General features: G+C 64.5%; 9 protein-coding genes. 2 read left to right on the forward strand and 7 right to left on the reverse strand.

Annotation, left to right across the window (positions count from 1 at the left end; genetic code table 11):
- Nucleotides 1–102 precede the first annotated feature (102 nt).
- The 6 genes from clpB to FJW07_RS20570 all read right to left on the reverse strand — a co-directional run bounded on the left by clpB (nt 103) and on the right by FJW07_RS20570 (nt 10141).
- The gene (gene clpB, locus FJW07_RS20545; protein WP_140858524.1) at nt 103–2709 is read right to left on the reverse strand and encodes an ATP-dependent chaperone ClpB; all 2607 of its coding nucleotides are present in this window, start codon (nt 2707–2709) and stop codon (nt 103–105) included.
- A gap of 326 nt (nt 2710–3035) precedes the next feature.
- Nucleotides 3036–4043 carry a DUF4167 domain-containing protein gene (locus FJW07_RS20550; protein WP_140858525.1) on the reverse strand — a complete coding sequence of 336 codons (1008 nt, stop codon included), beginning with the start codon at nt 4041–4043 and terminating at the stop codon, nt 3036–3038.
- 340 nt (nt 4044–4383) lie between these two features.
- On the reverse strand, nt 4384–5253 hold the full coding sequence (prmC, locus tag FJW07_RS20555) for a peptide chain release factor N(5)-glutamine methyltransferase (RefSeq protein WP_140858527.1): 870 nt from the start codon (nt 5251–5253) through the stop codon (nt 4384–4386).
- On the reverse strand, nt 5246–6325 hold the full coding sequence (gene prfA / locus FJW07_RS20560) for a peptide chain release factor 1 (protein WP_140711002.1): 1080 nt from the start codon (nt 6323–6325) through the stop codon (nt 5246–5248). Before prfA ends, prmC begins: the two co-directional genes overlap by 8 nt.
- Nucleotides 6326–6533: 208 nt before the next feature.
- Entirely contained in the window at nt 6534–8804 is a 2271-nt protein-coding gene (ptsP, locus tag FJW07_RS20565; RefSeq protein ID WP_140645253.1) for a phosphoenolpyruvate--protein phosphotransferase, read from the reverse strand.
- 83 nt (nt 8805–8887) lie between these two features.
- Nucleotides 8888–10141, reverse strand: a complete 1254-nt coding sequence (locus FJW07_RS20570) for an aspartate kinase (protein WP_140858529.1) — start codon at nt 10139–10141, stop codon at nt 8888–8890.
- A 361-nt stretch (nt 10142–10502) separates the two neighbouring features.
- On the opposite strand from FJW07_RS20570, the gene FJW07_RS31785 reads away from it, so the two are divergent.
- Entirely contained in the window at nt 10503–10652 is a 150-nt protein-coding gene (locus FJW07_RS31785) for a hypothetical protein (RefSeq protein ID WP_181182688.1), read from the forward strand.
- A gap of 101 nt (nt 10653–10753) precedes the next feature.
- Here the strand turns inward: FJW07_RS31785 and FJW07_RS20575 are convergent, their stop codons facing one another.
- Nucleotides 10754–11335 (reverse strand): putative glycolipid-binding domain-containing protein, encoded by a 582-nt coding sequence (locus FJW07_RS20575; RefSeq protein WP_140858531.1) that lies wholly within the window; start codon nt 11333–11335, stop codon nt 10754–10756.
- 273 nt (nt 11336–11608) lie between these two features.
- Between FJW07_RS20575 and ubiG the strand changes: the two genes are divergently transcribed.
- Nucleotides 11609–12358, forward strand: a complete 750-nt coding sequence (gene ubiG / locus FJW07_RS20580; protein ID WP_140645249.1) for a bifunctional 2-polyprenyl-6-hydroxyphenol methylase/3-demethylubiquinol 3-O-methyltransferase UbiG — start codon at nt 11609–11611, stop codon at nt 12356–12358.
- Nucleotides 12359–12360: the final 2 nt, after the last annotated feature.

Here is a 12360-nt window from a genome sequence, read left to right on the forward strand (position 1 = left end):
AGCCATTCGAATCGGCAGCCGATTATGCGCGGTCGCCGGGAATAACAAAGCGCGCCGCACCAGTCCGATGCGACGCGCCCTTTCGTTTCAACTTGCCCGGGGTCAGGCGGCGGCTTCCGTCGCCACCACCGTCGGCTTCGAGCGGAAGTTCAACCGGTCGGAACCCGCGGTGACCTTGACGGTCGAACCGTCGAGGATCTCGCCGAGCAGGATCTTCTCCGCCAGCGGGTCCTGCAGCTCCTTCTGCATCACCCGCTTCAGCGGCCTGGCGCCATATGCCGGATCGTAGCCCTTCGAGGCCAGCCACTCGATCGCGTCGTGATCGAGCGACAGCACGATCTTGCGGTCGACGAGCAGGTTCTCCAGCCGCTTGAGCTGGATCTCGACGATGCAGTCCATGTCCTGCCGGCGCAGGCGGTGGAACAGGATCACCTCGTCGACGCGGTTGAGGAACTCCGGCCTGAACGAGGCCTTCACCACGGCCATCACCTCGTCGCGCACGGCATCGACATCCTGGTCGTCGCTGAGATTGACCAGATATTCGGCGCCGAGGTTGGACGTCATGATGATCAGCGTGTTGCGGAAGTCGACCGTGCGGCCCTGGCCATCGGTCAGCCTTCCGTCGTCGAGCACCTGCAGCAGCACGTTGAACACGTCCGGATGCGCCTTCTCGATCTCATCGAACAGCACGACCTGATACGGCCGGCGCCGCACCGCTTCGGTCAGCGCGCCGCCTTCCTCATAGCCGACATAGCCGGGAGGCGCGCCGATCAGCCGGGCGACGGAGTGCTTTTCCATGAACTCCGACATGTCGATGCGCACCAGCGCCGTCTCGTCGTCGAACAGGAAGCTGGCCAGCGCCTTGGTGAGCTCGGTCTTGCCGACACCGGTCGGTCCGAGGAACATGAACGAGCCGATCGGCCGGTTCGGATCCTGCAGCCCGGCGCGGGCGCGGCGCACGGCCTTGGACACCGCCTGCACGGCTTCGCCCTGGCCCACGACGCGCTTGCCGATCTCGTCTTCCATGCGCAAGAGCTTCTCGCGCTGCCCTTCCAGCATCTTGTCGACCGGAATGCCGGTCCAGCGCGACACGACATGCGCGACATGGTCGGGTGTGACCACCTCTTCCACCATGCCGGTCTTGCCGTCCTGCGACTCGGCTTCCTTGAGCTTCTTCTCGAGCTCCGGGATCTTGCCATAGGCAAGCTCGCCGGCGCGCTGGAACTCGCCCTTGCGCTGCGCGATCGCCAGTTCATTGCGCGTCTCGTCGAGCTGCTTCTTCAGGTCGGCGGCAAGGCCAAGCTTCTGCTTCTCGGCCTGCCACTTCGTGGTCAGTTCGCTCGATTCCTCCTCGAGGTCGGCGAGTTCCTTCTCCAGCCGGGCAAGCCGATCCTTCGAAGCCTCGTCCTTCTCGACCTTCAGCGCCTCGCGCTCGATCTTGAGCTGCATGATGCGGCGGTCGATCTCGTCCAGCGCCTCGGGCTTGGAATCGACCTGCATGCGCAGCCTGGACGCCGCCTCGTCGACTAGGTCGATTGCCTTGTCCGGCAGGAAGCGGTCGGCGATGTAGCGGTTGGAAAGCGTCGCCGCCGATACAAGCGCGGAATCGGAGATGCGCACCTTGTGGTGCTGCTCGTACTTCTCCTTCAGGCCGCGCAGGATCGAAACCGTGTCTTCCACCGTCGGCTCATCGACGAAGACGGGCTGGAAACGCCGGGCAAGCGCGGCATCCTTTTCGACATGCTTGCGGTATTCGTCGAGCGTGGTCGCGCCGACGCAGTGCAGTTCGCCGCGCGCCAGCGCGGGCTTCAACAGGTTCGACGCGTCCATCGCGCCATCCGCCTTGCCGGCGCCGACCAGCGTGTGCATCTCGTCGATGAACAGGATGATGTTGCCGTTGGCCGAGGTGACCTCGTTGAGCACGGCCTTCAGCCGCTCCTCGAACTCGCCGCGATATTTGGCGCCGGCAATCAGCGCGCCCATGTCGAGCGCCATCAACTGCTTGTCCTTCAGCGATTCCGGCACGTCGCCATTGACGATGCGCAGCGCCAGGCCCTCGGCGATCGCGGTCTTGCCGACGCCCGGCTCGCCGATCAGTACGGGGTTGTTCTTGGTGCGCCGCGACAGCACCTGGATGGTGCGTCGGATCTCGTCGTCGCGGCCGATGACCGGATCGAGCTTGCCGGCGCGGGCGTCGGCGGTCAGGTCGCGCGCGTATTTCTTCAGCGCGTCATAGCTCTGCTCAGCGCTGGCCGAGTCGGCTGTGCGACCCTTGCGGATATCGTTGATGACCTGGTTAAGCGCCTGCGCGGTGACGCCCGCCTTGGACAGGATGTCGGCGGTCTTGGCCGACTTCTCCATGACCAGCGCTTGCAGCAGCCGCTCGACGGTGACGAAGCTGTCGCCGGCCTTCTTGGCGAGGTCCTCGGCGGTCGAAAACACCTTGGCAAGAGGCTGGGCGAGGTAGAGCTGGCCATTGCCGCCCTCGACCTTGGGCATGGCTTCGAGCGCCGCCTCGACGCCGAGCTTGACGTCGCGGACATTGCCGCCGGCGCGCTCGATCAGGGATGCGGCAAGGCCCTCGTCGTCGTCGACGAGCACCTTGAGCATATGTTCGGGCGTGAATTGCTGATGGTTGCGCGAGAGCGCCATGGTCTGCGCGGACTGGATGAAGCCGCGCACGCGCTCCGAGTATTTCTCAAGATTCATTCTCTGTCTCCTTCCATCACCGGCCCACTTTGCGGCACCGGATCAGATTGCGGTGACGGGCCCGCCCATAAGAGCCGAACCCTGTTTCCTGGCGAGATATGGTGCGCGGGCGGCAGGCTCTCAAGACGTCTGGCTAGCGCAATTCCAGGAAAAGTGTGATGCGGTTTTCCGTTCGGAATTGCGTAAAGCAAAAAGAGAGAGCAGTTCGCCGTTTTCGTGAAACGGCGAAACGCTCTATCGGCACGCCATATTATTCCATCGCCCGCAAAAACAAAAACGGCGGAGAATGCTCTCCGCCGTTTGCAATATCTGAAATGGCCTCTGGATCAGTTGTTCGCGTCGGCGGCAACGGGCTCGCCTGCTTCGCTGGCAACCGGCGCCGGCTCACCGGCGGCAGGCTCGCTCGCCGGCCTTGCCTCTTCGGCCGGCCTGGCGCTGGCCTCATCGCCATTGTTCATGGCGCTATGCGCTTCGGCTGACTTTTCGGCGCTCGAGCTTTCGGGGCTCGCGCCTTCTGGCTGACCGCCCTGCTCGCCACTGCTCGCCTGGTCGGCATAACTGCCGCGCGGGCGGCGCGGGCGCCGCGGCCGGCGACCGCCGCCGATGTCCATGGCGGCTTCGTTGAGCTCGGCCTGGGCGGCAAGGGCTGCCGGCGAAAAGCTGTCGAACTGCGGCGCCTGCTCGGCCTGTGAACCAGCCTCGCCGGCTGCCTCAGGCTGCGCCTCATTGCGGCGGTTCTGGTCGAACTGCTGGCCGCCCTGCTCGCCGCGCTGGCCGTTTTCGCCGCGCTGGCCGTTCTGGCCAAAGCCGCCGTTGCGGCGGTCGCGATTGCGGTCGCGGCCATTGTTGTCGCGCTGCCCCCCATCCCGCTGGCCACTGTCGCGGCGATTGTTGTTGTCGCGGCCGCTTTCCTGGTTGTAGGCGAGTTCCGCCGGCGTGCCTTCGATCACCGGCTGCGGTCCGGAGCCGTTCGCTGCGGCCGGCGCCTCGGCGCCATTGCCGCCGTTATTGTCGAACTCTTCGCGATCCTCGTCGAGATCGTCATCGAAGTCGTCGCGGTTCTGCTGGACATTCTGGATCGGCATCTGCGCCTGCGCGGCGGCAATGATGCGATTGTAGTGCTCGGCGTGCTGGAGATAGTTCTCCGCCATCACCCTGTCGCCGGAGCTTTGCGCGTCACGGGCGAGCGTGGCGTATTTCTCGGCGATCTGCTGAGCCGATCCGCGGATCTTCACGTCCGGGCCGTTGCTCTCGTAAGTGCGGGTCAGGGGATTCGGCCCCTTGCGGTTGTTGTTGTTGTTGCCACCGCCGCCATTGTTGTTGCGACCGCGCATGCGCCTGTTCTGCTGTTGTGGCCTCATTAGACTCTCTTCATAGTGAATTTTCGAAAAACTGTTCACGAACGGAGGCGCTCATGCGGCCAGCCGTTTCGTTTCTTCACCGGCGTTCGCCCGCATCAATTGCGTTGGCGCCACGTGCCATCCTGTTCCGGTTACATCACTTGCCAGATGATTCCCGCACGAAGCTTGGGCGTCGTTTGCGCAAGAAGGCAGCTATTTCCAAGGAAAACCGAATCGCTGGGAGCACTGCCTGCTTCGTCTCATCCGGTTGAGCCGGACCCTAACTGCATTCCCCGGTGTTGCCAAGCGGTTTTTTCGCACTGCATCAGGGCTTTCAACGCTCGAACACCAGAACTCTGTCATTGCCGCCGAGGTCGCGATGTGTGCCGGTTAACACATAGCCGGCTGCCGCGAATATTCCGCTGACCTTGTTTTTCTGCGTGTAGCCGATCTCGACCGCTACCTTGCCTTGCGCTTCCAGAAATGCAGCCGCTTCGGCGGCGATGACCCTGTAAGGGTCCAAACCGTCCGTGCCGCCATCAAGGGCCGGGCGCGGGTCGAAATCGCGGACCTCGTCCTGCAGATTTCCAATGTCTCCGCTGGGTATATAGGGAGGGTTCGAGGCAATTACATGGTAACGGCCCAAAACTTTTTCGAACCAGTTGGAATGCAAGGCTTTGAAGCGCTCGCCGAACCCCAGGTCCCGGGCGTTTCCGGCCGCGGTCGCCAATGCATCGGGCGAAATATCGACGCCTGTCGCAGTCGCGGCCGGAACGGCGCCGAGCAGCGCCAGCGCGATGGCGCCGGTGCCCGTGCCGAGATCGAGAATACGGCATTCCCCGAGCCTTTCGGCCGTTGCCCGGACGAAGGGCAGAACGGCGTCGACCAGCGTCTCGGTGTCCGGCCGGGGCTCCAGCGTCTCCGGCGAAAGCGACAGGCGCAAACCGTAGAATTCCCGGTAGCCGAGGATACGGTGTACCGGCTCGCCTGCGATGCGACGCCTGAGGGCCGCTTCGATGGCCGAAAGCGCCGCGGAACCCACCTTTTGCTCCGCTTCGGCAATGGCCTGGGTGCGGGTCGTGCCGGAGAAATGCTCGACGATCAGCCGGGAATCGAGCGCCGGATCGGCAATGCCGGCGGCGGCCAGGCGCCCGCGCGCCACCCTGAGCAGCGGCCCGAGCGCCGCGGGCAGTTGGTCAGCCATCGAGGCTCATATCGGCAAGCAGCTTCGACTGATGGTCGGCGATCAGCGCGTCGACCACCTCGTCGAGCTCGCCCATCATCACCCGGTCGAGCTTGTAGAGCGTGAGGTTGATGCGGTGGTCGGTGACGCGCCCTTGCGGGAAATTATAGGTGCGGATGCGCTCCGACCGGTCGCCCGAGCCGACCTGCGACTTTCGCGACGACGAGCGTTCCTCGTCGGCCCGGCTGCGCTCCAGGTCGTAGAGCCGCGCGCGCAGGATCTGCATGGCGCGTGCCCGGTTCTGGTGTTGCGACTTTTCCGCCTGCACCACCATGATGCCGGTCGGCAAATGAGTGATGCGAACCGCCGAATCGGTGGTGTTGACGTGCTGGCCGCCCGAACCCGAGGCCCGCATCGTGTCGATGCGGATATCCTCGGCCCGGATCTCGATATCGACCTCCTCGGCCTCCGGCAGCACCGCCACCGTAGCCGCCGAGGTGTGGATGCGTCCGCCGGCCTCGGTTTCCGGGACACGCTGGACGCGGTGCACGCCGGATTCGAACTTCAGATGCGCGAACACGCCCTTGCCCGACACCGAGGCGATGATTTCCTTATAGCCGCCGACCTCGCCGTCGCTCGCCGACACCGTCTCGAAGCGCCAGCCGCGTGAGGCGGCATAACGCTCATACATGCGGAACAGATCGCCGGCGAACAAGGCCGCCTCGTCGCCGCCGGTGCCGGCGCGGATTTCGAGGATGGCGTTCCTCTCGTCGGCCGCATCCTTGGGCAGAAGCAGGATCTGGATGTCCTTCTGCAGCGCTTCGATGCGGCTCTCGACTTCCGGCAGGTCCGCCTCGGCCAGCGCGCGCATGTCGGCATCGGTCGCCTTGTCGGCAAGCATCGACTCGAGGTCCGTCTGCTCCTGCTCGGCGGCGCGCAATGCCCGGATCTTGCCCACCATCTCCTGGATGTCGGCATATTCGGAGGCCATCTTGACGTATTGATCGGCGGCGGGCCCGGCCGACATCTGCGCCTCGAGCATGTCGAAACGCTTGACGACTTGATCCATACGGTCGCGGGGCAGGTTGATCATGGTCTTGGAACTTCAATGAAATTCACGTCAGGGCGAGTCGAAAATAGCGAGTTTCGAGAACCGGAGCGGAATGTACATTTAGGTACATGAGCACCGGCCTGCGCCGGCCATAGCCTTAATTCAACTGCCACGCCACTCATGAATGCTTCGGCCGGCGAAGGCCCGGAAGCGCGGAAAATCGCCATTTGCAGACCGCCCTCGCGTGAATCTAGAGCGGAATCGAACGATCGTCGGCAAAGGCCTGTAGCAGCGCCCGCATCGGCGTCCCTTGGGCGGGCGCCATCAGATTGTCCCTGAAGAAGGCCTGCAGTTCCTGCAGCGGAAGTTCGGTCAGCATCGCTTTGACCGGGCCGATCGAGGCCGGCGACATCGAGATCGAGCGGAAGCCGAGGCCGATCAGCGCCATCGCCGAGATCGGCTTGCCGGCCAGCTCGCCGCAAAGCGTCACCGGCGTGTGATTGCGGGCGCCGGCATCGGCGATCGTCTTCAGCACCCGCAGGAACGGCGCCGAAAGCGTGTCGAAGCGGTCGGCAAGCTGCGTATTGCCGCGGTCGACCGCCATGACGAACTGGAAGAGGTCGTTGGAGCCGACCGAGACGAAATCCACCGCCTTCATCAATTCGTCGAGCTGGAACAGGAGCGAGGGCACTTCCAGCATCGCGCCGAGCTTGAGGCTGGTGGGCAGGTGGTGCGCGAAGCGCGACAAATGCCGGACCTCGCGGTCGATGATCTCGCGCGCCTGCGCGACTTCCGACAGCTCGGTGACCATGGGCAGCATCAGCTTCAGCTCGCGGCCACCGCTGGCTTTGAGCAGCGCCCGGATCTGCGTCCTGAGCAGGCCGGGACGATCGAGCGTCAGCCGGATCGCCCGCCAGCCCAGCGCCGGGTTCTCTTCCTGGATCGCGCCCTTGAAGTAAGGCAGCACCTTGTCGCCGCCGATGTCGATGGTGCGGAAAGTGACGGGTTTGCCGCGCGCGGCGTCGAGCACATCGCGATAGAGCCGCTCCTGAGCCTCGGCGCGCGGGAAGGTCGAGGCAACCATGAACTGCAGCTCGGTGCGGAACAGGCCGATGCCGGCGGCGCCCGATTCGGTGAGCTGCGGCAGGTCGACGGCAAGGCCCGCATTCATCAGGAGATCGACCGGAATCCCATCCCTGGTCAGCGACGGCTTCTTGCGCAGCTCGCGGTAAACTTCCTGCCGTCGGGCCCGGAACCGGACCTTTTCGGCATAGGCGGCTTCCAGGTCGGATTGCGGCCTGAGATGGATGGTGCCTTCCTCGCCGTCGACGATGATGGCGTCGCCGTTTTCCGCCATGGAAACGGCGCCCTTCACCTGTCCGGCGACCGGAATGCCCATGGCGCGCGCGACGATCACGACATGGCTGGTGGCGGCGCCGTCCTCGAGCACCAGGCCGCGCAGCTTGTCGCGCGGATAGTCGAGCAGTTCGGCCGCGCCCATCGAGCGGGCGACGATGATGGCGTCCTTGGGCAGCGCGGCCGCGACATCCTCCGGCCCGCGCCCCATCAGCTGGCGCAACAGCCGGTTGGCGAGATCGTCGAAATCGCTCATCCGCTCGCGCAGATAGGGATCGGTCATGTGCAGCATGCGCGCGCGCATGTCGCTTTGCACCTTTTCGACCGCGGCTTCCGCCGTCAGGCCGTTGCGGATCGCCTCTTCCAGCCGACGCACCCAACCACTGTCATTGGCGAACATGCGGTAGGCTTCGAGCACCTCGCGGTGCTCGCCCTCGAAGGCGACCTCGCGCCGCTCCAGCATGTCGTCGATGGAGAGGCGCAGCGAGCCGAGCGAGGACTGCAGCCGGCGCACCTCCTCCTCGCTGTCCTCGTTGAACAGGTTGGTGACGACGATGCGCGGCTCGTGCAGCACGACATGGCCGAGACCGACGCCATCGTTGAAGGAGACGCCGGTGAAGCTCGCCGGGCGGCGTAGGTCGAGCTCCAGCCCCGGCTTGGTGAGGCGGGCAAGATCGCCGGTGGCGATCATCTCGGCGATCACCATCGCCGTCGTTTCAAGCGCTTCGACCTCGTCGTCGCGATAGTGGCGCATGGTCTTGTTCTGCACCACCAGCACGCCCAGCGTGCGCCCTGCCCTCAGCACCGGCACGCCGAGGAAGGAATTGTAGATCTCTTCGCCCGTCTCCGGCAGGTAGGCGAAGGCCGGATGTTCCTGCGCGTTGGAGAGATTGAGCGGCCGCGCGCTGGCGGCGATCGTGCCGACCAGGCCCTGTCCGAGCCTGAGCTGCGCCAGGTGGACGGCGTTCGGGTTCAGACCTTCGGTGGCGTAGAGTTCGAGCACCGAGTCGGCGCGCAGCACATAGAGCGAGCAGACTTCGGCGACCATGTTGGAAGCGATGTCGCGCACGATGCGGTCGAGCCGCTCCTGCGGCTCCAGCGGCTCTTGCATGAGCTCGCGAAGCCGTTTGAGCAGAACGCGCGGGCCACTGGCCGTATCACGCATCGCGGCTTGTTCTCCAATGGCCATCTCGCCCGCCGCAGTTTCTCCTGCGGCCGGCGTTCACGCAACAACTGACTCAGTTCTTGCTATTGCTTATCCAGACCGTAGACGGAATGCAAAGTGCGAACCGCCAGTTCCGTATAGGGACCGTCGATCAGTATCGAAATTTTGATCTCGGACGTGGTGATGGCGCGGATATTGATCGCCTTGTCGGCCAGCGCCTTGAAGGCGGTGGCGGCGACGCCGGCGTGGCTCCTCATACCGATGCCGATGACCGAAACCTTCGACATGCCGGCTTCCGACTGCACGACGTCGTAGCCGACTTCGGGCTTCAGCTTCTCCAGCACGCCAAGCGCCTTGTCGACGTCGCCGGACGGCACGGTGAAGGTCATGTCGGTGAATTTGCCGTCCTCGGAAATGTTCTGGACGATCATGTCGACATTGATGTTGGCCTCGGCCAGCGGGCCGAAGATGCCGGCGGCGACGCCTGGACGGTCGCCGACGCGGCGCAACGAAATCTGCGCTTCGTCCTTGGCGTAGGCAATTCCGGTGACGACCTGCTGTTCCACGATCTCTTCCTCGTCGCAAATGAGCGTTCCGGGCGGATTGAGCAAATCCCCCATTCCGGGCGCATCGGGATCGTCGAAGGACGACCGCACGAAAGTACGCACCCTGTGTACCATGGCAAGCTCGACCGAGCGCACCTGCAGCACCTTGGCGCCGAGCGAAGCCATTTCGAGCATTTCCTCGAACGAAATCTTGGCGAGACGCCGGGCTTTCGGCTCGATGCGAGGGTCGGTCGTGTAGACGCCGTCGACGTCGGTATAGATGTCGCATCGGTCGGCCTTGACCGCCGCGGCGATCGCCACTGCGCTGGTGTCGGAGCCGCCGCGGCCGAGCGTCGCGATGCGATTGTCCGGGCCAATGCCCTGGAAACCGGCGATGACCGCCACCTGGCCCTCGCCGAAGCGCTTGATCAGGAAGGCGCCGTCGATGTCGAGGATGCGCGCCGCGCCATGGGCATTATCGGTCTTGATCGGGATCTGCCAGCCCTGCCAGGATCGTGCATGAATGTCCATGTTCTGCAACGTGATCGCCAACAGGCCGGCCGTGACCTGCTCGCCCGAAGCGACAACGGCGTCATATTCGCGCGCGTCGTGCATGGGCGAGGCTTCGCGGGTCCAGCCGACCAGCTCGTTGGTCTTGCCGGCCATGGCCGAGACCACCACGGCGACGTCGTGACCGGCATCGACCTCGCGTTTGACATGGCGCGCCACATTGCGGATGCGGGCGATGTCGGCGACCGAGGTTCCGCCGAATTTCATCACGATACGCGCCATGGAAGCGAAATGCCTTTGACTCAAGCCGGCCCAAGGCCGGAACGGGAGGAAACGCCAGGGTGACCAAGCGCGGAAATGCGCGGCCTCCTTAGCCAAAACAGCAAGGCTTCGCAAGCGAGCGCGCTTATAGCCGGCCCGGCACCACTCATGCTGACGGATTCCTGTCGCCGGTCATGCCACAAGACTGCCGAAACGGCCCGTTGGAGATTCTCATGTCCGAGACCCTGGAAATCGTCACCTTCCGCCTAAAGCCCGGCACCGAAGCCGGCTTTGTCTCCAACAATGGGGTCATGACGGATTGGCTTGCCGGCAGCCGGGCTTCCTAAGCCGGCAGCTCGGCAGCTGCGAGGATGGAAGCTGGGTGGACGTCGTGCGCTGGCAGAGCCTGGAACAGGCCCGGGCGGCGGCGGACCGCATCATGGCCGAGATCGGCGGCAGCGAGGCGGTTCTGGCGATCGACCCGGCCAGCGTCGACATCAGGCACGCGGCGGTCGCGCTGTCGAAAATCTAATGCATGTCGCGCAAAAGTGTGCAGCGGTTTTGCGATAACGACATGCATGAAAACAAAGCCTTAAAAGCGCGTCGCCTGAATCCGCTTCAGCGCGACGCGCTTTAGCCGGCCGAGGATGCGCAACGCAGCGCGATGGCCTTCCAAAGGTCTGGATAGTCGACAATGAAGCCGGACGGCGAGACGTCCAGCACCTGGTCGTAGCCGAATTTCGGCGCGGCATAGGCGTAGCGGCTGTCGCCGAGGCGACGGTAGGTCTGGTCCAGACGTTCAAGCCTTAGCTCCGGAAAGGCCAGATAGGCCGCCGGGGCAGGCGCCGCAGCGCCGACGGCAAGGTCGAAGCGGCGGATCGCCAGCAGGTTCGTTGCCGGCGTGAAGCCGAGGTCGACATCGACAAGCCCGGCAACCTCCGCCTGCTCCGCGCCATTCAGCGTCCATCGGCCGTCGGCCAGCCGTTCGACCTCGTAGCGCAAGGTTTGCGTGCCGAGAAAGCCGTCGACACTTGCGAAACGCGTGCGCCAGCCGGCATCGCAATCCGCCGCATAGGCAAGGCTGCAGGGCTGGCCGTCATGGAGGAAGAGGGCATGCCCCTTGAGCCGCCAACCGCTCTGGGTCGCACAAAGCAGGCAGGCATCGTGGCCTTCAAGGTCGAGACGGCGCCAGAGGATCGACGAGTGAGGTCGCATGATCGCGCTCCTTTTCGAACAGTCTATGCCGTCCCATTCGCGCGAAGCCACAATCCCGTTTCACCATCGGTCCGACCAAGCTGCCACGTGCTGACAGCACGAGAGCTTGGCGGCAGCTGAAAAACCTGCCTTGACATTCCCTCCCGCGCCCGACTTCCTAACGTCAGCGCCGCGCGTCCTTTGGGACGCAGGACATTGTAGCACTTTGACTTTGTGCATGATCCTTTCCGAAATCGATTCCAATTTTCGGGGTCATGCGCTGGAGACCCGCCTATGCCAGAGCCCCGCCGATCGACCATCGATGCCGGAGAAGTCGAGCGCTTCTCCGCCCTTGCCGCCGAATGGTGGAATCCGAACGGCAAGTTCCGTCCGCTGCACAAGTTCAACCCGGTGCGGCTTGCCTATATCCGCGACCAGGTGGCGGCGCGTTTCGGCCGCGATCCGCGCGCGGCGCGGCCTTTCGATGGCCTGCGCTTCCTCGATATCGGCTGCGGCGGCGGGCTTTTGTGCGAGCCGATGGCCAGGCTTGGCGCCGAAGTGGTCGGCGCCGATGCTTCCGCGACCAACATCGAAGTGGCGAAGCTGCATGCGGCGGAGGCCGGCGTCAGCGTCGACTACCGCGCCACCACGGCCGAGGCGCTAGCCGATGCCGGCGAGGTCTTCGATGTCATCCTGAACATGGAAGTGGTCGAGCATGTCGCCGATGTCGACCTGTTCGTCGCCAAATGCGGGCAGATGGTCCGCCCCGGCGGCATCATGTTCGTCGCCACCATCAACCGCACGCTGAAAGCGCTTGGCCTTGCCATCATCGGCGCCGAATATGTGTTGCGCTGGCTGCCGCGCGGCACGCATCAGTTCGGCAAGCTGGTGCGGCCGGAGGAACTGGCAAAGGCGCTGGGCGCGGCCGGTCTCACGGTGATCGACCGCACCGGCGTCATCTATCACCCGCTGGCCGACCGCTGGCAGCGCTCGAAGGACATGGACGTCAACTACATGGTGCTGGCCGAGAAAGCCTCGGTCTGATC

The organism is Mesorhizobium sp. B3-1-9, from assembly GCF_006439595.1.
Classification (GTDB): domain Bacteria; phylum Pseudomonadota; class Alphaproteobacteria; order Rhizobiales; family Rhizobiaceae; genus Mesorhizobium.

What these genes read in the sequence shown, in the direction of transcription:
- FJW07_RS20550 (WP_140858525.1), bottom strand. Translation starts at nt 4,043, where the DNA reads ATGCGCGGTCGCAACAACAATGGCGGCGGTGGCAACAACAACAACAAC.
- ubiG (WP_140645249.1), top strand. Translation starts at nt 11,609, where the DNA reads ATGCCAGAGCCCCGCCGATCGACCATCGATGCCGGAGAAGTCGAGCGC.
- clpB (WP_140858524.1), bottom strand. Translation starts at nt 2,709, where the DNA reads ATGAATCTTGAGAAATACTCGGAGCGCGTGCGCGGCTTCATCCAGTCC.
- FJW07_RS20575 (WP_140858531.1), bottom strand. Translation starts at nt 11,335, where the DNA reads ATGCGACCTCACTCGTCGATCCTCTGGCGCCGTCTCGACCTTGAAGGC.
- prfA (WP_140711002.1), bottom strand. Translation starts at nt 6,325, where the DNA reads ATGATCAACCTGCCCCGCGACCGTATGGATCAAGTCGTCAAGCGTTTC.
- FJW07_RS20570 (WP_140858529.1), bottom strand. Translation starts at nt 10,141, where the DNA reads ATGGCGCGTATCGTGATGAAATTCGGCGGAACCTCGGTCGCCGACATC.
- ptsP (WP_140645253.1), bottom strand. Translation starts at nt 8,804, where the DNA reads ATGCGTGATACGGCCAGTGGCCCGCGCGTTCTGCTCAAACGGCTTCGC.
- prmC (WP_140858527.1), bottom strand. Translation starts at nt 5,253, where the DNA reads ATGGCTGACCAACTGCCCGCGGCGCTCGGGCCGCTGCTCAGGGTGGCG.